We start from the raw sequence: 19,862 nt of genomic DNA, 5'->3' as shown, positions 1-19,862 counted from the left end.
TTTCTGGCCAGGAACTCGTCGGGAATCTCATAGACGCCTTCGTCAACCGCCGGCAAATTGGCGCCGACATAGACGGCGAGCCGTGCCTTCAGCGCCGCATCCTGCGAAAGCCGTGCGGTGTCGGGCGTGTTCTCCAGCGGTTTTTCGCTGATATCGGCGCCATCGATGCCGAATATCCGCATGAGATAGGCGGCCTGGCCACCGAACTCGGTTTCCTGGCCGGAGGGGAAGCGCACCACCTGTACGTTGAGCTCCAGCTGCTTGAAGGTGAGCCCAGCTCTCTCCAGCGGCCCGCCGGTCAGCCAGCCGGCATCGACGCTCTCGTCAAGCTGGGGTGTCCAGCGTCCGGCAACACCGACGCAGCCGCCATCGGCGTCGGGGGTGGCGCTGTAGACCGCATTGAAATTGAATGGCAGGCGCGACGCCAGCAGCTTGCCGTTTTTGCGAAAGCTGTAGGCCAGGCGGTAGATGAAGCGCACCTCGCCGCAGCTCCTGTCGCCTTGCAGCACCGCGAAGTCGCGACGATCGAGCCGGTTGACGACGCCGACCAGCCGGAAGCGCGCGGCGTCGGTCTTCAGCCAGCGCATGTCCATGATGCGGCCGACATTGCCGTCGGTGACTTCGTAGAGCGTCCGGCCGCCGGCTTTCATATCGGCACGCAGTGCCGCAACATCGGAGGCAACCGTTTCGACGATGGCGTGAAAGGCCGGCGCCTCGTCGTAAAGCGTCTTCAGACCGCCCTCGCCGTCGACCCCGAAAACATCGGCGAAACCGAAACCCCTGGCATCGAGTGCGGCGAGCACCGCCGGATCGTCGACGATCGTCACAGGACCTTCGGCGCGCGCCGTCGGCGCCATGAAGGCAGCGATGAGGGTGGCAAGCAACAGAACGAGCGCGCGGCTCATTGGGCAGCCGTGCGCGCGTCGAAGAGTTCGCGCAACACCGGCACCAGTGCCAACGGCAGGTCCTCGGCGATCAGACCGGGTCCGAACCGGCTGCCGGCCTCAGCATGCAACCACACCGCCGCGCAGGTGCCCTCGAAGGGCCGCATGCCTTGCGCCAGCAAACCGGCAATGATGCCCGACAGCACGTCGCCTGACCCGGCTGTGGCCAGCCACGGTGCACCGCTGGAGTTGATCGCCGCTTTGCCATCGGGTGCTGCTATGACCGTGTCGGCGCCCTTGTAGACGATGACGGCGTTGGCCCGCGTGGCGGCCGTTCGCGCCTTGTCCAATTTCGACATGGTTTTGTCCCCGGCGATATCAGGGAACAGGCGGCCGAATTCGCCCTCATGCGGCGTAACTATCAAGGCAGGCGCATTCGGCTGACGGGCAGCTTCGAACAGCGCCTGAGGCTGATGGGCCAGCGACGTGATGGCGTCGGCATCAAGAACCATCGCACTGGCGTGGTTCGCGGTCGCCTCGTCGCGTGCTTCCTCCTCCAAAGCCTTGATCAGCTGCAGGGCGAAATCGCCGACCTTGGGCTTTGGCCCAAGCCCCGGTCCGAACACCAGCGCCCCGGGATGGCGCACCGTTAGAAATTCCTGCACCTCCTCGAGCGAGCCCGCCTCGCGCAGCATGATCGAGGTCAGGTGAATCGCGTTCACCTGCATGGCGTTGCCAGGCGACAGCACGGTGACCGCCCCTGCCCCGCTTCTGGCGGCGGCCAGCGCCGACAGCCGCGCCGCGCCCGTAGCACTGGGACCGCCGGAAAAGACGCCGACATGGCCGCGCTTGTATTTGTGCGCATCCACCGTCGGCACCGGAAATTCCTGCAACCACAGGTCCGGCACATTCTCGAAGGTCGAGACGGCGAGCTGGGCGATAATGCCGTCGCCGATGCCGATATCGGCGAGCACGATCTCACCGCATTGCCCGCGCCCCGGCAGCAGCAGGTGGCCAGGCTTTTTCCGCGCGAAGGTGATGGTGACCTCGGCACGAAACGCCCTGCCCAATATGTCACCGCTCCTTCCAGAGACGCCGGACGGCAGGTCGACCGCGACCACGGGCAGGCTCAGGGCTGTCACTGTATCGATGGCTTTCGCGGCGTCGCCGGACAGCGGCTTCGACAGCCCCGCCCCATAGAGCGCGTCGATCACGATCGAGCCAGGCTTGGCGTCAAAGTCAGACAGCGGCCGGGGCTTGATCGGGCATTCCGCGGCGGCGAGCGCCGCATCGCTTTTCGGCCTCGGCGCGCCGGATGCCCAGACCGATGTGCCGACGCCGCTGCCGGCCAGGATGCGGGCAACGACATAGCCATCGCCGCCATTGTTGCCGGGCCCGCACAGCACATGGATGTGCTTTGCCGAGGGGTAGCGCTTGAGAACCTCGGCCGCGACCGCTCCACCAGCGCGCCGCATCAGGCCGATGCCGTCGGCTGGGCCGGCGGCAATCGTCAGCCGATCGGCCTCGCTCATTTCGGCCGGGGAAAGAAGTTCGTTGCTCATGGATTGCCGATCCGCATGCGATCAAGCATTGTCCGATTTCGATCCTAAGCAAACAAGGGGGAGTTGCCGAGATCTGCAGCCATAACGTTGGCACGAAAGCATCGCGGGCAGAAAATTGCCTGGGGGATAGGCAATATGCCCGATTTTTGTGCGGACGTGGGTGCTGGCGCTGTGTAGGCTCTGGCAGTCCATGCCGCTTCCGGTGCAGCGAATGACGCGAATTTGCATCCCGGTGCGGCGCGGCTTTGAAATCTTATGAGACCGCTTAGAATCCGCTGAATTGGCACAGTTCGTGCTTGATGGAGGCGCAAGCGGGGGGTCACAACCCGTTTTTTTGGCAGTGGAGGCCACTTTTTACATGAAAAAGATCGAAGCGATCATCAAGCCATTCAAGCTCGACGAAGTGAAGGAAGCGCTTCAGGAGGCCGGACTGCAAGGCATCACCGTCACCGAAGCAAAAGGCTTCGGTCGTCAGAAGGGCCACACCGAACTCTACCGCGGCGCCGAATATGTCGTCGACTTCCTGCCCAAGGTGAAGATCGAGGTCGTGCTTGGCGACGACGCGGTCGAAGGTGCGATCGAGGCCATCCGCAAGGCGGCCCAGACCGGTCGTATCGGCGACGGCAAGATCTTCGTTTCCAATATCGAGGAAGTCGTGCGTATACGCACCGGCGAAACGGGCATGGACGCGGTCTGACCGACCGCGCCATCCTCCCGAAAAACGTCATCATCAAAAAAAGTCATCACACAGGGATACATGACATGACGACAGCCAAAGACATCATGAAGCAGATCAAGGACAACGACGTGAAATTCGTCGACCTGCGCTTCACGGACCCGAAGGGCAAGCTGCAGCACGTGACGATGGATGTCATCGAGGTCGAGGAAGACATGTTCGCCGATGGCGTGATGTTCGACGGCTCGTCGATTGCCGGCTGGAAGGCCATCAACGAGTCCGACATGGTGCTGATGCCCGATCCGGAAACGGTCCACATGGACCCGTTTTTCGCGCAGTCGACCATGGTCATCCTGTGCGACATCCTCGATCCGGTTTCGGGTGAATCCTACAACCGCGATCCGCGCGGTACGGCCAAGAAGGCCGAGGCCTACATGAAGGCCGAAGGCATCGGCGACACCATCTTTGTCGGCCCGGAAGCCGAATTCTTCGTGTTCGACGATGTGAAGTACAAGGCGGATCCCTACAACACCGGATTCAAGCTCGACTCCACGGAATTGCCGTCGAACGACGACACCGATTATGAGACCGGCAATCTCGGCCACCGTCCGCGCATCAAGGGCGGCTACTTCCCGGTGCCGCCGATCGACAGCGCGCAGGACATGCGCTCGGAAATGCTGACCGTGCTCGCCGAGATGGGCGTGCGCGTCGAAAAGCATCACCATGAGGTGGCGGCGGCTCAGCACGAACTCGGCATCAAGTTCGACGCGCTGGTGCGCAACGCCGACAAGATGCTGATCTACAAGTATGTCGTCCACCAGGTCGCCAACGCCTACGGCAAGACGGCAACCTTCATGCCGAAGCCGATCTTCGGCGACAACGGCTCGGGCATGCACGTCCACATGTCGATCTGGAAGAACGGCAAGCCGACCTTCGCCGGCAATGAATACGCCGGTCTGTCGGAAAGCTGCCTGTTCTTCATCGGCGGCGTCATCAAGCATGCCAAGGCGATCAACGCCTTCACCAACCCGCTGACCAATTCCTACAAGCGCCTGGTGCCGGGTTACGAAGCGCCGGTTCTGCTCGCCTATTCGGCGCGCAACCGCTCGGCTTCCTGCCGTATCCCGTTCGGCTCGTCGCCGAAGGCCAAGCGCGTCGAGGTCCGCTTCCCCGATCCGGGCGCGAACCCCTACCTCGCCTTCTCAGCGCTGCTGATGGCCGGCCTCGACGGCATAAAGAACAAGATCCATCCCGGCCAGCCGATGGACAAGGATCTCTACGACCTGCCGCCGAAGGAGCTGAAGAAGATCCCGACCGTCTGCGGCTCGCTGCGTGAAGCCCTGCAGAGCCTCGACAAGGACCGCGGCTTCCTGAAAGCCGGCGGCGTCTTCGACGACGACCAGATCGACAGCTATATCGAGCTGAAGATGGCCGAAGTGATGCGCTTCGAAATGACCCCGCATCCGGTCGAGTACGACATGTACTACTCCGTCTGAGATTCAATCTCGGTCCAAGATTAGCTATAATGCTCAAGCCCTTGAAAGACGTCCCTCTTTCAAGGGCTTTTTGCTGCGCTCCAATAGGATTGCCAGCCGACCGGCATGCCTCGCCTGCACGGCAGCCGCGCATGGACAGCCGTATCCGCCTTTCGTCTTCGACGATCATAGGATGCCCGGATTCTTGGACCTACGGTCCATCGGAGCGGCCGGCTTTTGAGCGCGTCGCTTCAATCACAACTCGGCGGTGTTCAGTAAATGATCAAGGGAGGCGGTTCGGCCGCCAACGTCGGAGCCAGGAGCGAGCGGAGCACTGTCTCAGGCTACAGTGACCGCTCGTCCGGCGCCCACGCCAATGCCGCCGTTCAAGAAAACCCCGCCCGTCCGAACAGCATTGCGTGACGTAACCCCAAGGCCAGCGAATACGCATGCCGTAGCGTGATCTGTCAACGCCGCCAGCCGGGTGGCGAATGACCGATTCCGTTGTATGAACAGATGCTTATGGAAGATCCATCGCCCCGGACAAGGGCTGGAAAAAGGCGGTTTTCCGGGCTTTCTGGCGAGTGATCGCCGCAGACCCGCACGGCTGCGGCCGGAACTCACGGGCGATTAGCGACCGCCGGAACTGCCTGACTTTTTCTGGGTATGTTTTACCGGGAATGCAGTCCGCCGGGTAACGGCCAAAAAAGAACCCCGGCGCGAAACGCCGGGGTCCTCTTGTCATACAGTCCGAAACACTTACGCGGCGGCTGAAACCTGAGCGCTTGCCGGAACCGAGGCGATCGTCTTCAGGATTTGCGAGGCGATCTGGTAGGGGTCGCCCTGCGAGTTCGGACGGCGGTCTTCCAGATAACCCTTATAGTCGCTCTTGATGAAGGAATGCGGCACGCGGATCGAGGCGCCACGGTCGGCAATGCCATAGCTGAACCGGTTCCACGGCGCGGTCTCGTGCTTGCCGGTCAAACGCTTGTCGTTGTCCGGGCCGTAGACGGCGATGTGATCCATCAGGTTCTTGTCGAAGGCCGCCATCAGCGCTTCGAAATAGGCTTTGCCGCCGACTTCGCGCATATAGGCGGTCGAGAAGTTGGCGTGCATGCCAGAGCCGTTCCAGTCGGTGTCTCCGAGCGGCTTGCAGTGGTATTCGATGTCGATGCCGTATTTCTCGGTCAGGCGCTGCAGGAGGTAGCGGGCCATCCACATCTGGTCGGCGGCCTTCTTGGAGCCCTTGCCGAAAATCTGGAATTCCCATTGGCCTTTGGCCACTTCGGCGTTGATGCCTTCGTGGTTGATGCCGGCGGCGAGGCAGAGGTCGAGATGCTCCTCGACGATCTGACGCGCGACGGAGCCGACATTGGAATAGCCGACGCCGGTGTAGTACGGGCCCTGGGGTGCGGGATAGCCGCTCTCGGGGAAGCCGAGCGGGCGACCGTCCTTGTAGAAGAAATATTCCTGCTCGAAGCCGAACCAGGCGCCCTCGTCATCGAGGATGGTGGCGCGCTTGTTTGAGGCATGCGGCGTGACACCATCGGGCATCATGACTTCGCACATGACCAGCACGCCGTTGGTGCGGGCGGGATCCGGATAGACCGCAACCGGCTTCAGCACGCAATCGGAGCTGTGCCCTTCGGCCTGCTGGGTCGAGGAACCATCGAAGCCCCACAGCGGCAGCTGCTCGAGTTCAGGGAATTCGGCGAATTCCTTGATCTGCGTCTTGCCGCGAAGGTTGGGGACCGGGGTATATCCATCGAGCCAGATATACTCGAGCTTGTATTTCGTCATTCTAGCCTCTCGTTGCTTGATCACCGAACACTGAACGGCGTCGACATGCGTCTGCCGTCAGCAGCTGGCCTGCCGCACACTTAAAATGCAATTCGTGTGCCATTCTTGGTCCGGAGGGTGCGACAAAATTGACGCGGCATCCACCGGAAGTCGGTGAGCCGCCTAAGCAATGCGCCCGGATCCATCACGGTCCTTATTTGCACAAATAGTGTGCAAATGCTGATCTTTTCATAGGCATATTGCCTAACTTGATTGCAGACCTTATCTTCGGGCCAAGTTGAATCGAAAAGGTTCGGCGGAAGAAAGGAACCCGGCAATGGAAGTCATTTCCACACGACCGTCGGCCAAAATTTTGATGTTCCCGGCGGCAGCACGCCTCTCTGCCTCAAATTTGAGCGGAAAGGCTAAGTTTGCGGCAGAGCTTGCCTCGCTGCGTGGTGCCCGCGCGGATTTCGGCGACGGCTGGTACCATGAGGCAGCCATCGAGGAAGAGGCCCGGGGCCGCAAGAGCTGACACAAAGGGCAGCAGCCCTCGCCAACGAATTGGCCTGAAAAGAAAAAGCCCGGCGCGATCGTTCGCGCCGGGCTTTCTTTTGAACGCTGGGGCTGCCTACTCCTTGGCGTGCAGGTCGGTGCCGAGCGTATCCTTGACGAAGATCATGCCGATGACCAGCGTTATAGCCGCGATCACCACCGGGTACCAAAGGCCATAGTAGATGTCGCCTTTGTAGGCGCTGAGCGCGAACACGGTTGCCGGCAGCAGTCCACCGAACCAGCCATTGCCGATGTGATAGGGCAGCGACATGCCGGTGTAGCGAATGCGGGTCGGGAACATCTCGACCAGGATCGCCGCGATCGGCCCGTAGACCATGGTCACGAACAGCACCAGGATGAACAGGATGCCGATCGTCATTGGCCAGTTCACTGCTGCAGGATCGGCGAACATGGCGAACGCGCCGCCGCCTGGAATGTTGTAGACGGTGACTTCGGGTGCGCCCGCTGCCTCATCGGTGGTCAGCAGCTTGTCCTTGACCGCCTGGTCGATCGGCACCGTCGCCTTTTCACCGGCACGGATGGCAGCGGCGTCCAGCTTCAGTTCCGGGTTGGCGGCAACAAACGCATCGAGCTTCTGGTCCGCAACCTTGGCTGCCGCGCGCTTCAGCGGATAGCCGCCGTCCTGCAGCGACATATTGACGGCCTTGATGAAGGCCGCTTCCTTGGCCTTGGCCTGATCACCGGCGGCGATGGCGTCATAGGACTCGACCGTCTCATTGCCGATTTTGACAGATGCGGGTGTGCCGGCGGCAGCCGTCGACACCACGTCATAGGGAACCGAGTTCTTGGTCAGGAACGAAGTCGCGATATCGCAGGATGTCATGAACTTCGCCGTGCCAACCGGATTGAACTGGAATTTGCAGTCGCCCGGCGCCGCGGTCACCGTCGCCCTGGTGTTCTGCTGCGCCGTGGCGAGTGCCGGATTGGCAGCCCATGTCAGTGCCTTGAACAGCGGGAAGGTGCAGACAATCGCCAGCGCAAGGCCCGCCATGATGATCGGCTTGCGGCCGATCTTGTCGGAGAGCCAGCCGAAGACGACGAAGAAGATCGAACCGACCGCCAGGGCGACCGCGATCATGATGTTGACCGACTGCGCGTCGACCTTGAGCACGTTGGTCAAGAAGAACAGCGCGTAGAACTGGCCATTGTACCAGACCACGGCCTGACCGGCTGTGAGGCCGAGCAGCGCCAGCAGTGCAATCTTGGCGTTCTTCCATTGGCCGAAGGCTTCCGTCAGCGGCGCCTTGGAGCCCTTTCCCTCATCCTTCATGCGCTGGAAGGTCGGGGATTCGGAAAGCGAAAGCCGAATCCAGATCGAGATGCCGAGCAGCAGAAAAGACACGATGAACGGAATACGCCAGCCCCAGGCAGCATAGTTTTCCTTGCTCAATGAAGCCTGTACGATCAGGATCACAACCAGCGACAGGAACAGGCCGAGCGTCGCGGTGGTCTGGATCCACGAGGTGTAGTAGCCGCGCCGGTTGTCCGGCGCATGTTCGGCGACGTAAGTGGCCGCGCCGCCATATTCGCCACCCAGAGCCAGGCCCTGCAGCATGCGCAGGATGATCAGGATCACGGGAGCGGCGATGCCCAAAGTGGCATAGCCGGGCAGCAAGCCGACCAGGAAGGTCGATAGGCCCATGATCGTCATGGTGACAAGAAAAGTATATTTACGGCCGACAAGGTCACCGATGCGGCCGAACAGCAGTGCGCCGAACGGGCGCACAAGGAAGCCTGCGGCGAAAGCCAACAGCGCGAAAATGTTGCGGGTCGCTTCCGGAATGGCTGGGCTGAAAAAGGTCGAACCGATGAACACCGCCAGCGAGCCATAAAGATAGAAATCATACCATTCGAAAACGGTGCCGAGCGAGGAAGCGAAGATGACTTTCTTCTCTTCCCGCGTCATGCCGCGGCTTGTTCCGCCGGCGGTCGATGCTATTGCCATTGCGTTATCCTCCCGTGAGACCCGTTCTCAATGCTGCGCGACACTGTCCGCGTTCTCCTCCGAGCACGGACTCAACGACAGCCATTCGGGAAAAATGACAGAAAGCGCCCGCCAAAGGCAGCGCGTCTTTGGGATTATGACTTTGGTATTAGGTGCGCTGCGGGATGAAACCGGGCGAGTTGGGAAACCCCTAGCCCTTGAGCGCTTGCAGCAGGCCGGCGGCAGCCATCATGTCGCGCTTGCGAGCCGCGCGGCGGGCAACGGCCTCCGCATCCTGCCCCCAATGCTCGATCTGCCAGTCCTCGTCGACATGAGCAGCGGCCCAGGCAGCCTCAGCGTCGATCTCGCCGAAATCGACAGCCAGCGCCAGCAGCGCCGAACCGGTCAGCGACGTCATCACATGGATGGCGGCGAGCCGCAGCGGCTCGGCGCGCTGGGCAAGATGGCTGCCCAGCACGGCGATGGTCTCGCGCGGCTGCTCGACATGGATGATGCCCTCGGCCAGATTGAAGCGGGCTCCGAGCGTCCTCGCCCAGTCGATCACCGGATCCCAATGCTGGTTCTGCCGCTCCACCAGCCCTTGCGGCGCGTCGGCGCGATAGCAGGTGAGATCGGATGAGGCAAAGCGCAGGATATCCTCCAGCACCGCCTGCGGGTCGCTGGCGACGCCATCGATGGCCGTGTTGACGAGGCGCATCACCGGCATCTTCACCGGATCGATGGTCTCGCTTTGGGCGGCGAACTCGTCGGCGACGAGCGCGGCTGCTGCCTCGGTCGGCAGCACCAGCAGCGCCTTGCCCGGCGTCCGCACCGGCTTGCCGTCGAGATGCACGGCAAAGCCATTGTCGATAGGTGCCACAGAGGCGGCCTTGTAGAAGCGTTTGGGCAGAGGCGTCTTCATCTGGATCTGGGCGCGGCGCACAGGATCCGGGTCGGAGAGATACTTGCCCGCTTCGAGGTCGTTGAGGATGTCACGCATGAAGGTCTCTCTTACACCGGCGTCAGCTTGCGCGCCGGCCGGTTGACGATGATCAGGCCGGCGGCAATCAGGCCAAGTGCCAGGAAAATGCGCATGGTCAGCGGCTCATTCAAGAACATGGCTCCGCACAGCACGCCGAAAACCGGCGACAGGAAGGTGAAACTGGACAGGCCTGACGCCGGATAGCGCCGCAGCAGCCAGAACCACAGCACATAGGTGAAGGCGACGATGTAGACCGCCTGGAAAAGCAGCGCCAAGGTCGGCAGCACGGTCGGGTCGCGAACGGGCGGGCCGGCGAGAGGCAGCACCAATACGCCCACGATCGCTGCCCCGGCGAGCTGGTAAAGCAGCAGCTTCTCGGCGCTCGCCTCGACCAGCTTCGACCGCTTGATGAGGATGTTGGTCAAAGCCCAGAAGAATCCGGAGCCAAGGCTCAGCAGATCGCCGAACAGCATGTCTCCGCCGCCGCCAAGCTTGTCGGAAAACACCGCGGCAAGGCCGGCAAAGGCCAGCAGCAGGCCAAGGAATTTTCTCAACGTGATCTGCTCGCCGAGCAGGAAATGGCCGCCGAGCAGCATCCAGAACGGCATGGTGTTGACCAGCAGCGTGTTGCGGGCAACGGTCGTATGCTCCAGGCCGACATAGAGGCAAAGGAACTCGATGCCGAAAAGCGCGCCAACCAAGATGCCGGCGAGCAAGGTCCCGTCGCGCGTGAAAAGCGCGATGCCGCGCCACCGGCACCAGGCAAAGACACACATGCCGCCGATGATCGAGCGCGCGATCGACAGGAAAACCGGATCATAGCCAGCGTAGGAGATCTTGGCGGCGACGTAATTCAGCCCCCAGGAAAAGGTCAGCCCGACCATGATCGCGGCGGCGGCCAGGTCGACCGTGTCGCGCCGGTCGAGCGCGTCGGTGGCGCCGCTCACGATCAGTCCTCCGCGCTGGCGTCGTCGAAGCCGATCAGGTTCCAGCTCTGGCGCATATGCGGTGGCATTGGCGCCGTGACATCGATGACGCCCTTGTCGGGATGCGGAATGATGATGCGGCGGGCGTGCAGATGCAGGCGGTTTTGAATGCCCCCGGGAAAGTCCCAATTGGTGTCGGCCTCGAAATATTTCGGATCGCCCAGGATCGGGCAGCCGATGTAGGCGGCATGAACGCGAAGCTGGTGGGTGCGGCCGGTATAAGGCTCCATCTCCAGCCAGGTCATCGTCTGCGCCGCCTGCTCGATGATCCGGTAATAAGAGACGGCGTGGTCGGCGCCCTTTTCGCCATGCGCGGCGACCCGCACGCGGTCACCGTCCGGCGTCGGCTCCTTGATCAGCCAGGTCGAGATCTTGTCCTCGCGCTTGGGCGGCACGCCCTTGACCAGCGCCCAATAGGTCTTCTTGGTCTCGCGGGCGCGAAATGCTTCCGAGAGCTTCATGGCGGCCAGTCGGGTGCGGGCGACGACCAGCACGCCCGAAGTGTCGCGGTCAAGCCTGTGAACCAGTCTGGGCTTCTCGCCCTTCTGGTTGCGCCAGGCCTCCAGCATGTCGTCGACATTGCGGGTGACGCCCGAGCCGCCCTGCACCGCAAGGCCCGCCGGCTTGTTGAAGACGAAAACCTTAGGGTCTTCATGGATCAGCATTTTCGACAGGACATCGGCATCGCCCTGGTTGCGGATCGAGTGGCCGGTCAGCGCACTCTCGCCCTTCTTGTCAACCTCGAGCGGTGGGACGCGAACCATCTGGCCGGGCTCGACACGGGTGTCGGCCTTGACCCGGCCGCCGTCGACACGGATCTGGCCGGAGCGCAGAAGCTTCTGCAAATGGCCGAAACCAAGGCCCGGGAAATGGGTCTTGAACCAGCGGTCGAGCCGCATGCCCGCCTCGCCGGCTTCCACCGTGATCTGTTCAACGCCTGCCATGTTTTTTGTCGCTTATCCGTTTCCCGAGCCAAGCTCGGCCTGTTCTTGGCGCGGCAATAGCACTAAGGCAGGCTTCTTGCGAGCCAAAGTCCCAGAAACAGGGCGATAATGGCGCCAATGACGCTGGCAAGGGCATAACCCAGCGCAGGCAGCGTGGCTCCCCGCTCCCACAGCGTCGCGAAATCGAGCGAAAAGGCTGAGAAGGTGGTGAAGCCGCCAAGAATGCCGGTGGCAACGAACAGCCTGACCTCGTTCGATCCGCCACGGCGCATCATGGAGGCGATGAACAGCCCCATGGCGAAGGAGCCGATGACGTTGATGGCCATCGTGCCCCAGGGATAGTTGGGGCCGACAAAACGCAGCGCGCCGATGTTGGTAAGGTGACGAATCCCGGCACCGATGCCGCCACCGAGGAAGACGAGAAACAGATTGAACATGACCGTTTACTGCCCCCGCAGGGCTGCCCGGTCAATCCCTCGTTGTGGGCGCAACCGCACGGACCAGCCGAGCTCGTCACCACTCAGGCGTTGCCCATCCCGGATATTTTTTCCTGAACTCGTTATAGAGGTCATCGATCTCCGTTTTGCCGATAGGGCGCGCCTGTTCGTAGAGGTAGCCCTTGACGTCGCCGGACAGCTGGTACGCCGCGATGCGCCTGTATGCTGCGCCGATGCCTTTGCCCTCGACAATGTATTGGTCCGGTATCGAGACACAGAGCTGCGCACCCGGCTGCAGATGGGTAACGGGCGGATCGGTCACGACAACGTATTTGGACTTCAACGCCGCCGGTCTGAATCGATCGCGACTATCGACCTGACAAGCCCACTCGATGCGAGGGTAAAGGTCCTTGTCCATTTCATAGAGCAATGAGTCGCTCATGATCCCGCTGGACGCAAATACCGACAACCGGTCCCCAGGTCCCATCTTTCCAAGAAGGTCATCGATAAGACGCCTGTATTCTGGAAGATTGTCGAGTTGCAGCGGGAGCGTGGCTTCCCTGGCAAAGACGTAGCTGATCGGTGACAGCACCTGGCGGCCAATTGGGAAAAAAGTACCGAAAAACGCCAGCACGGCGGCAACGGCTATCGCGGCGTTCGACCATCGCGATCTCAGCGCCGGCATCGAAACGATCGCAACGATTGCCTGGGCGTAGGCAGGAAAAAGCCAAAGAAACATTGGCACCGAATGGTGGCGATCCGGGTCCTGCATGCGGGTGAAGAGGAAGAAGGTAAGTACCGAAGCAACGGCACAGAACAGGGAAAATCTGTTTTGGCGTATGATGGAGATGTAAGCGCCAAATACGATCAACAGCCAGTTCACATAGCTGAGCCGCGATCCTGCCTGGTCAACCTGTGAAACGAAGCTTGTCTTGTATCCGCTGTAAAGGTCGCCATAGCTGGTTCCCAGTATCTTGAGGACCAGGGGTTGCTGGAAGGTCAGCGCGGCTCCGACAACCACGCGGATCACACACAGGCCCCCGACGGCGGCATTGCGGAGTGCCGGGACGTCGCGGTCTTTCGCGACCTGCAGAAAACAGAAGAAGGCCGCGGAAGTTCCGACCCCGATGACGGGATAAGCATACCAGCGGCGCAGCACGAATGCCAACCACAGGCATACGCCGACACGCATGCCGCTGATCACCGGTTCACGGGTCAGGAACCTCGATTTCCAGAGAAAATAGGTTGCCGCGCAAAGCGCGAGACAGCCGGCAATGTCCGGCAACCCACGAAGCGTCGCCGCCCAGAAGGGCGTGTAGAGAAAGGCCGCAATCCATACGGTGAGCCAGCTTCGGCATGAAGGCGTCCCGGTCGCCGCCTCCAGATAGCTTGTTCTGCCGATGAGAAGAGCGGTCGGAACCAGGTAAACAGCGACTATTCCGGCGATGTAGGAAAACCTCGAATCGCCAAAAATGATGTAAAACGGCATCAGCGGCACCAGGATCGCCGCACTGTAGTCGTCGGTGGCGATCGAGGTCCTCAAATGGCTGAGCCACTCGAGAGGGCTCTGAACCAAGAGCGTGCCCTGCCGGCTAAACGTGTCGAAATAGGCAGCGAAGTCCCAGTAATAGACAGGCTGTTCAAGCTCTACATAGATGAGAGCAAGAGCAATTCCCACAAGAGCGGTGCACACATATGTCGTTGCCCAAAATCCGAGAGATTTGTTCTTCGTCACTTGCGGCCGCCAGAAGGAGAAGAGGCAGAACTATCAAAGCCAGCCCGGACTACCGTTTATGCAGCCAGGATCCGTTCCGGCGCATGAGCGGCCGACAAGGATTGGCCAAGTCTCACATGCAGAGCACCCAAACGCTGCCGGCAGGGCCGGCAGCGCCGATTTTCCAAAGCTCAGGTCGTCCCGGCATTCTTCGGCTTGGTCGAACCGATCATTTTCCAGTTCTTGTAGAACATGGAATTGATGCGCTCGACGCTCACCGAGACGATGGCCAGCATACCCGCGATGAGGCGGGGAACCGGCGATGGCCTGATAATGTCCATGAACACGCAGTAGCGGCGGCCGTCATACTCGTTGACCGAGCGATGCAGCAGCGTGTCGTCGAAGATGAACAGCGGATTGTCGTACCAGTAATTCTTGACGTTGCCGCACTCGACGAAAATCTCCGACTTCACCGGGATCAGATTGTAGAGGATGCGCAAGCTGAGCCGCAGCGGGCCGAAATGCCAGGACGTCGATTCGCGCTTGCTGAAGACGGAAACGGCGATGGTCTTGATGTATTTGAAATCCTTGTTGAACTCGGCGACGTTGTCGATCCTGTGCTTGCCGTACCACTGGTAGACATACATGCCGCGCCGGCCGGCGCCGAAATTGGCATCGATATCGGCGATGATCTCATCCTTGCGCGCCTTGAAGATGTCCAGGACCTCGTTGACCTCGCGCTGATAGTCGGCGGGAAACTGCTCCAGCTTCCACACGCCAGGATTTCTGTAGCACAAGAGGTCGACCAGCAGGTTGAACGGCGAAAGCAGCCAGGTGAACAGGCCGTTGCCGAGAAAATAGCCTGAGAACAGCGACAGATCCTTGCGGTCGTTGCGCAGCACGTCGATCAGGCCGCAGACGATGAAGATCGTCGTCAGGATGGGGATGAAATAGAAGCCAAGGGCGAGAAGCGGGATGGCAATGGCGAATTTGCGAAGGGATTTGCGAAGATTTTTTGTCATTTTTCCACGCGCCAAGCGCGATCCTGTTGCGAATGAGGTGCCCAAATCAAGGCAATGGCCACCGCCCGGTCGTGCGCCTTGATAAGGTTTTTTGGGTTACCACACAACGGCCCTGCTACCGCGGCCGGCTGGCTGCCTGCTGGATCTGGTCAATAGCCTCACGCAACCCGGCTATTCCCGCTCTTTGCGCAGCTTTGCCCAATAATCGAGCCGCTTCCTGATATCGCGCTCGAAGCCGCGCTCGGGCGGATCATAGAAGGTCTGGCGACCCATCTTCTCCGGAAAATAATCCTGCCCCGAAAAGGCATCCGGCTCGTCATGGTCGTAGCGGTAGCCCGCGCCGTAATCCTCCTCTTTCATCAGCTTGGTCGGCGCGTTGAGGATGTGCTTGGGCGGCAGCAGCGAGCCGTGTTCCTTGGCGGCCCGCGTGGCGGCCTTGAAAGCGTTGTAGACGGCGTTGGATTTGGGCGCGGTGGCGAGATAGACGGTGGCCTCGGCAAAGGCGAGTTCGCCCTCGGGCGAGCCGAGATAGTCGTAGGCATCCTTGGCGGCATTGGCGACGACAAGCGCCTGCGGGTCGGCAAGGCCGATGTCTTCCATGGCCATGCGCACCAGCCGGCGGCCTAGATAGAGCGGATCCTCGCCGGCATCGAACATGCGTGCGAGATAGTAGAGAGCCGCGTCAGGATCTGAACCGCGTACCGATTTGTGCAGCGCCGAGATCAGATTGTAATGGCCGTCCTGGCCCTTGTCGTAGATTGGCGCGCGGCGCTGGACGATGCGCTGCAGACCCTCGGAATCGAAGACCTCGCCGGGCTTGGCTGCTCGCCAGACTTCCTCTGCCAGGGTAAGAGAGGCGCGGCCGTCGCCATCGCTCATGCGGATGAGCATGGCCCGCGCCTCGTCGTCGAGCGGCAGCGCCCTGCCCTCGGTCTCCTCCGCCCGCGCCATCAGCTTGGAGATGCTCTCCTCGCCAAGCGAATGGAAGACCAGAACGCGCGCGCGTGACAACAAAGCGGCATTCAGTTCGAAGGACGGGTTTTCGGTCGTGGCGCCAACCAGCACGACTGTCCCGTCCTCCATGACCGGGAGGAAACTGTCCTGCTGCGCGCGGTTGAAGCGATGGATCTCGTCGACGAACAGCAAGGTCTGGCGGCCATTGGCACGGCGCAATTTGGCTGATTCGAACACCTTTTTCAGGTCGGCGACGCCGGAAAAGACAGCCGATATCTGCTCGAAGGCGAGACTCGTTTCACCGGCGAGCAACCGCGCCACGGTGGTCTTGCCGGTGCCGGGCGGCCCCCAGAAAATCATCGAGCCGAGCGAGCCGGAACCGATCAACCGGGTCAGCGCGCCGTCAGGCCCCGTCAGATGCTCCTGGCCGACGACCTCGCCAAGGTTCCTCGGCCGCAGCCTGTCGGCCAGCGGCCGCCCAGGCGGCGTCTTTTCCGGTTCATCGACGCTGAACAGATCGGCCATGCACTTCTTTTTCGTTGGAGCATGAGCCCGAATGCACGGAACCCAGCCCTAATAACGCAACACCTGACGCAGTATCTGCCCGCCGCGCTCGACCGTAAAGCGCCACCAGCGCGTATCCGTCTTGGCCGCCAGCTCCAGGGTCGCTGCGGTATCGATGGTGGTGCCGTTCACCTCGCGCACGATGTCGCCCGGCTGGAAGCCGAAATCGGCGGCCGGTGAATCGCGGTTGATGTCGACCACGGTGACGCCCTTGATGTCCGTGCGCAGGCCAAGCCGCTGCGCGAGCCGGGGCGACAGCTCCGCGACCTTGGCGCCCGAGAACGGGCTGCGGCCATGCAGCGTCACCTCGGCAGCCTTCATGCCTTCCGGAGCACGCTCCAGCGCGATATCCATCGCCGCCTGCTGGCCCTTGGTCAGAACCGCGAAATTGGCGGTGGTGCCGATCGACAGCGTCGCCATCCGGTAGTCCAGCGCTTCGATGCTCTCGACCGGCTTGCCGTTGAGCTGCAGCACCACGTCGCCGGGCTTGAGCCCTGCCTTGGCGGCCGGTCCGGTCGCCTCGACCGACGAGACCAGCGCACCGGTCGGCTTCTCCATGCCGAGCGATTCTGCGATCTGCGGCGTCACCGCTTCGAACTCGGCGCCGATATAGGGCCGTTCGAAGAAGTCGAGCCCGGCCTTGGCCGCGTCGGCAAAGGCGCGAACCATGTTCGAGGGAATGGCGAAGCCGATGCCGATCGAACCACCGCTGCGGCTGTAGATGGCCGTGTTGATGCCGACCAGCTGGCCGCCCATGTTGATCAGCGCGCCGCCGGAATTGCCGGGATTGATGGCGGCGTCGGTCTGGATGAAGAAGCTGGAATCGGAGACGCCGATATGGCTGCGGGCCAGTGCCGAGACGATGCCGCTGGTGGTGGTCTGGCCGACGCCGAAAGGGTTGCCGATGGCCAGCAGCAGGTCGCCGACCTCGAGCGCGTCGGAATCGCCGATGGCAATGACCGGAAACGGCTTGTCCGAGGTGATCTTGAGCACGGCAAGGTCGAGAGTCTCGTCCTTGAGCAGCACCTTGCTGTCGAACTCACGCCCATCAGCGGTCGCCACCTTGACCCGGTCGGCATCCTTGATGACGTGGTAATTGGTGACCACGACGCCGGTCGGATCGACCAGCACGCCGGAACCCAGTGAAGACTGCGCACGCGGCTGCGAGCGGCCGAAGAATTCCTCGAAGAACGGATCACCGTCGAAAGGCGATGTCACCTTGGCGGTCTGCGAGGCATAGACGTTGACCACCGCCGGCGCCGTCTGCTTGACCAGCGGCGCAAACGACAGCTGCACCTCCTCGCGGCCGAACGGCACGCGCTTGTCGGGACCGGACGTCGCGTTCTCGCCCTCGACGCCATGCAGCAGGTCGGTCAGCACATCGGACAGGCCGGGATCGGTCTTGGTCTCCTCGGCCAATGCCTGCCTGACCACCGGTGCGGCCGCAAACGCCATGATGGCGAAAAGCAGAACAAAGGGCAGTCTTCTGGCGCGCATTCGCGAATCCTCCAAGGCAAGTTCGGGGGCATTGTCCCGACGATTGTGCAAAATGAAAGGCTAAGCCGCTGAAATCCGACTATTTTGGGCCAAAACCCCAGGGGCATGCCCGGAAATCGGATTCCGGCGCGGTTTGCTGCTTTCAGAAAACAAAAAGGGGCCCGCAGGCCCCTTTGAACTCATTTGGGAAAACCGAGCCTTATGCGGCTGCGGCGTCCGCATCAGCGCTTTCGGCCTCGATGCGAGCGCGGTCGCCGGCGCCCTTGGCCGAGACGTCGCGATCGACGAACTCGATGACAGCCATGGCGGCGTTGTCACCGTGACGGAAGCCCGCCTTCATGATGCGCAGATAGCCGCCATTGCGGTTGGAGTACCGCGGCGCGATGGTGTCGAACAGACGCTTGACGACGCCTTCATTGCCGATCTGGGCAATGACCTGGCGGCGGGCGTGCAGGTCGCCACGCTTGCCGAGCGTCACCAGCTTCTCGACGATCGGACGCAGGTCCTTCGCCTTCGGCAAGGTTGTGACGATCTGCTCGTGCTCGAGCAGCGACACGGCGAGGTTGGCGAACATCGACTTGCGATGGCTAATGCTTCGGGCGAAGCGGCGGCCTTTGAAACCGTGGCGCATGGCTCTTTTCCTTCTTCAGTTGTTCAAGAGGCCGCGGCCTCTGATGGTTTTCCGCATGACCGTCGGATCGAGCGGCCCACGCCGCCGATCCTTGGAATTCATGCTCAATATTGGTCTTCGTAACGCTTAGCGAGGTCTTCGATGTTTTCCGGCGGCCAGTCCGGCACTTCCATGCCGAGGTGCAGGCCCATCGCCGCCAGAACTTCCTTGATCTCGTTCAGCGACTTGCGGCCGAAGTTCGGGGTGCGCAGCATCTCGGCTTCGGTCTTCTGGATCAGGTCGCCGATATAGACGATGTTGTCGTTCTTCAGGCAGTTGGCCGAACGCACCGAAAGCTCGAGTTCGTCGACCTTCTTGAGCAGCGCCGGGTTGAAGGCGAGCTCGGTGACGGCCTCGGCAGCGACTTCCTTCTGCGGCTCGTCGAAGTTGACGAACAGGCCGAGCTGGTCCTGCAGGATGCGGGCGGCGAAAGCCACTGCGTCCTCGCCGGTGATCGAACCGTCGGTCTCGATCGTCATGGTCAGCTTGTCATAGTCGAGAACCTGGCCCTCGCGGGTGTTCTCGACCTTGTAGGAGACCTTCTTGACCGGCGAATAAAGGCTGTCGACCGGGATGAGGCCGATCGGCGCGTCTTCGGCGCGGTTGCGGTCGGCCGGCACGTAACCCTTGCCGGTGTCGACGGTGAATTCCATGCGGATTTCAGCGCCTTCGTCCAGCGTGCAGATGACGTGGTCGGGGTTGAGGATCTCGACGTCGCCAACCGTCTGGATGTCGCCGGCAAGAACCGCACCCGGTCCCTGCTTGCGAACGACCATGCGCTTGGGACCATCGCCTTCCATGCGGATGGCGATTTCCTTGATATTCAAGACGATGTCGGTCACGTCCTCGCGCACACCGGCGATGGACGAGAATTCATGTAGAACGCCGTCGATCTGCACGGCGGTAACAGCCGCACCGCGCAGCGAAGACAGAAGCACGCGGCGCAGCGCGTTGCCCAGCGTCAGGCCAAAGCCACGCTCGAGAGGCTCGGCGACCAGCGTGGTCAGCGTCTTCTTCTTCGACGAGAACTCGATCTTGTTCGGCTTGATCAGTTCCTGCCAATTTTTCTGGATCATGATGCTTTCCTTCCGTTGACCCGCCACCATCCAATCGTGGCGGGCGACCTGGAATGCCGCGGAGGAGCGCCCAAGGGCGCTCGCGCGGCGTTCGGTAAATGCTTAGACGCGACGCTTCTTGCGCGGGCGCCCTTGGGCGC

Annotated in this window: 16 protein-coding genes and 1 pseudogene; 3 read left to right on the top strand and 14 right to left on the bottom strand. The window is 61.7% G+C overall.

Going from position 1 to position 19,862, the window contains the following annotated elements:
* Together EOA22_RS04260 and EOA22_RS04255 are read right to left on the bottom strand one after the other, a co-directional pair.
* Window positions 1-905 (bottom strand): annotated as a pseudogene (locus EOA22_RS04260) (hypothetical protein); the annotation flags it as partial.
* Complete coding sequence (locus EOA22_RS04255; protein ID WP_063168062.1) at window positions 902-2,446, bottom strand: bifunctional ADP-dependent NAD(P)H-hydrate dehydratase/NAD(P)H-hydrate epimerase; 1,545 nt, start codon at window positions 2,444-2,446, stop codon at window positions 902-904. The pseudogene EOA22_RS04260 and the gene EOA22_RS04255, both read right to left, overlap by 4 nt.
* Before the next feature lie 358 nt (window positions 2,447-2,804).
* Between EOA22_RS04255 and EOA22_RS04250 the strand changes: the two genes are divergently transcribed.
* Entirely contained in the window at window positions 2,805-3,143 is a 339-nt protein-coding gene (locus tag EOA22_RS04250) for a P-II family nitrogen regulator (protein WP_006205430.1), read from the top strand.
* A 65-nt stretch (window positions 3,144-3,208) separates the two neighbouring features.
* A complete protein-coding gene (gene glnA, locus EOA22_RS04245) occupies window positions 3,209-4,618 on the top strand; it encodes a type I glutamate--ammonia ligase (protein WP_013531452.1) in 1,410 nt (469 codons plus the stop codon).
* A 738-nt stretch (window positions 4,619-5,356) separates the two neighbouring features.
* On the opposite strand, the gene EOA22_RS04235 is transcribed toward glnA, so the two are convergent.
* Window positions 5,357-6,397 (bottom strand): glutamine synthetase beta-grasp domain-containing protein, encoded by a 1,041-nt coding sequence (locus EOA22_RS04235; protein ID WP_013531450.1) that lies wholly within the window; start codon window positions 6,395-6,397, stop codon window positions 5,357-5,359.
* A 316-nt stretch (window positions 6,398-6,713) separates the two neighbouring features.
* Here EOA22_RS04235 and EOA22_RS04230 point away from each other — a divergent pair, with 316 nt between their 5' ends.
* Window positions 6,714-6,911 (top strand): DUF2735 domain-containing protein, encoded by a 198-nt coding sequence (locus EOA22_RS04230; protein ID WP_063168063.1) that lies wholly within the window; start codon window positions 6,714-6,716, stop codon window positions 6,909-6,911.
* A gap of 96 nt (window positions 6,912-7,007) precedes the next feature.
* Here the strand turns inward: EOA22_RS04230 and EOA22_RS04225 are convergent, their stop codons facing one another.
* The 11 genes from EOA22_RS04225 to EOA22_RS04175 form a co-directional block, all read right to left on the bottom strand.
* Complete coding sequence (locus tag EOA22_RS04225; RefSeq protein WP_127389855.1) at window positions 7,008-8,897, bottom strand: MFS transporter; 1,890 nt, start codon at window positions 8,895-8,897, stop codon at window positions 7,008-7,010.
* A gap of 190 nt (window positions 8,898-9,087) precedes the next feature.
* Window positions 9,088-9,876 carry an ATP12 family chaperone protein gene (locus tag EOA22_RS04220; protein WP_063168064.1) on the bottom strand — a complete coding sequence of 263 codons (789 nt, stop codon included), beginning with the start codon at window positions 9,874-9,876 and terminating at the stop codon, window positions 9,088-9,090.
* Window positions 9,877-9,887: 11 nt separating this feature from the next.
* The gene (locus EOA22_RS04215; RefSeq protein WP_063168065.1) at window positions 9,888-10,805 is read right to left on the bottom strand and encodes a DMT family transporter; all 918 of its coding nucleotides are present in this window, start codon (window positions 10,803-10,805) and stop codon (window positions 9,888-9,890) included.
* 2 nt (window positions 10,806-10,807) lie between these two features.
* Window positions 10,808-11,788 (bottom strand): RluA family pseudouridine synthase, encoded by a 981-nt coding sequence (locus tag EOA22_RS04210; protein ID WP_024505072.1) that lies wholly within the window; start codon window positions 11,786-11,788, stop codon window positions 10,808-10,810.
* A 62-nt stretch (window positions 11,789-11,850) separates the two neighbouring features.
* Window positions 11,851-12,225, bottom strand: coding sequence for a fluoride efflux transporter CrcB (gene crcB, locus EOA22_RS04205; protein ID WP_063168066.1), 375 nt, complete (start codon window positions 12,223-12,225; stop codon window positions 11,851-11,853).
* Between the two features lie 76 nt (window positions 12,226-12,301).
* Window positions 12,302-13,960, bottom strand: coding sequence for a hypothetical protein (locus EOA22_RS04200; protein ID WP_127389854.1), 1,659 nt, complete (start codon window positions 13,958-13,960; stop codon window positions 12,302-12,304).
* A 170-nt stretch (window positions 13,961-14,130) separates the two neighbouring features.
* Window positions 14,131-14,961 carry an aspartyl/asparaginyl beta-hydroxylase domain-containing protein gene (locus EOA22_RS04195; RefSeq protein ID WP_063168068.1) on the bottom strand — a complete coding sequence of 277 codons (831 nt, stop codon included), beginning with the start codon at window positions 14,959-14,961 and terminating at the stop codon, window positions 14,131-14,133.
* A 171-nt stretch (window positions 14,962-15,132) separates the two neighbouring features.
* Window positions 15,133-16,440 (bottom strand): replication-associated recombination protein A, encoded by a 1,308-nt coding sequence (locus EOA22_RS04190; RefSeq protein WP_063168069.1) that lies wholly within the window; start codon window positions 16,438-16,440, stop codon window positions 15,133-15,135.
* 48 nt (window positions 16,441-16,488) lie between these two features.
* The gene (locus EOA22_RS04185) at window positions 16,489-17,976 is read right to left on the bottom strand and encodes a DegQ family serine endoprotease (RefSeq protein WP_013531440.1); all 1,488 of its coding nucleotides are present in this window, start codon (window positions 17,974-17,976) and stop codon (window positions 16,489-16,491) included.
* 199 nt (window positions 17,977-18,175) lie between these two features.
* Complete coding sequence (gene rplQ, locus EOA22_RS04180) at window positions 18,176-18,607, bottom strand: 50S ribosomal protein L17 (RefSeq protein ID WP_127389853.1); 432 nt, start codon at window positions 18,605-18,607, stop codon at window positions 18,176-18,178.
* Between the two features lie 104 nt (window positions 18,608-18,711).
* The gene (locus EOA22_RS04175; RefSeq protein ID WP_013531438.1) at window positions 18,712-19,722 is read right to left on the bottom strand and encodes a DNA-directed RNA polymerase subunit alpha; all 1,011 of its coding nucleotides are present in this window, start codon (window positions 19,720-19,722) and stop codon (window positions 18,712-18,714) included.
* Window positions 19,723-19,862 lie beyond the last annotated feature (140 nt).

Source organism: Mesorhizobium sp. M7A.F.Ca.US.014.04.1.1 (assembly GCF_003998745.1).
Classification (GTDB): Bacteria; Pseudomonadota; Alphaproteobacteria; order Rhizobiales; family Rhizobiaceae; genus Mesorhizobium; species Mesorhizobium ciceri.
This window is presented reverse-complemented; position numbering and strand designations above follow the sequence as displayed.

Bases quoted from the DNA above. Each gene is read 5' to 3' on its own strand.
- EOA22_RS04255 (WP_063168062.1), bottom strand. From the start codon at position 2,446: ATGAGCAACGAACTTCTTTCCCCGGCCGAAATGAGCGAGGCCGATCGG.
- EOA22_RS04250 (WP_006205430.1), top strand. From the start codon at position 2,805: ATGAAAAAGATCGAAGCGATCATCAAGCCATTCAAGCTCGACGAAGTG.
- glnA (WP_013531452.1), top strand. From the start codon at position 3,209: ATGACGACAGCCAAAGACATCATGAAGCAGATCAAGGACAACGACGTG.
- EOA22_RS04235 (WP_013531450.1), bottom strand. From the start codon at position 6,397: ATGACGAAATACAAGCTCGAGTATATCTGGCTCGATGGATATACCCCG.
- EOA22_RS04230 (WP_063168063.1), top strand. From the start codon at position 6,714: ATGGAAGTCATTTCCACACGACCGTCGGCCAAAATTTTGATGTTCCCG.
- EOA22_RS04225 (WP_127389855.1), bottom strand. From the start codon at position 8,897: ATGGCAATAGCATCGACCGCCGGCGGAACAAGCCGCGGCATGACGCGG.
- EOA22_RS04220 (WP_063168064.1), bottom strand. From the start codon at position 9,876: ATGCGTGACATCCTCAACGACCTCGAAGCGGGCAAGTATCTCTCCGAC.
- EOA22_RS04210 (WP_024505072.1), bottom strand. From the start codon at position 11,788: ATGGCAGGCGTTGAACAGATCACGGTGGAAGCCGGCGAGGCGGGCATG.
- crcB (WP_063168066.1), bottom strand. From the start codon at position 12,225: ATGTTCAATCTGTTTCTCGTCTTCCTCGGTGGCGGCATCGGTGCCGGG.
- EOA22_RS04195 (WP_063168068.1), bottom strand. From the start codon at position 14,961: ATGACAAAAAATCTTCGCAAATCCCTTCGCAAATTCGCCATTGCCATC.
- EOA22_RS04190 (WP_063168069.1), bottom strand. From the start codon at position 16,440: ATGGCCGATCTGTTCAGCGTCGATGAACCGGAAAAGACGCCGCCTGGG.
- EOA22_RS04185 (WP_013531440.1), bottom strand. From the start codon at position 17,976: ATGCGCGCCAGAAGACTGCCCTTTGTTCTGCTTTTCGCCATCATGGCG.
- rplQ (WP_127389853.1), bottom strand. From the start codon at position 18,607: ATGCGCCACGGTTTCAAAGGCCGCCGCTTCGCCCGAAGCATTAGCCAT.
- EOA22_RS04175 (WP_013531438.1), bottom strand. From the start codon at position 19,722: ATGATCCAGAAAAATTGGCAGGAACTGATCAAGCCGAACAAGATCGAG.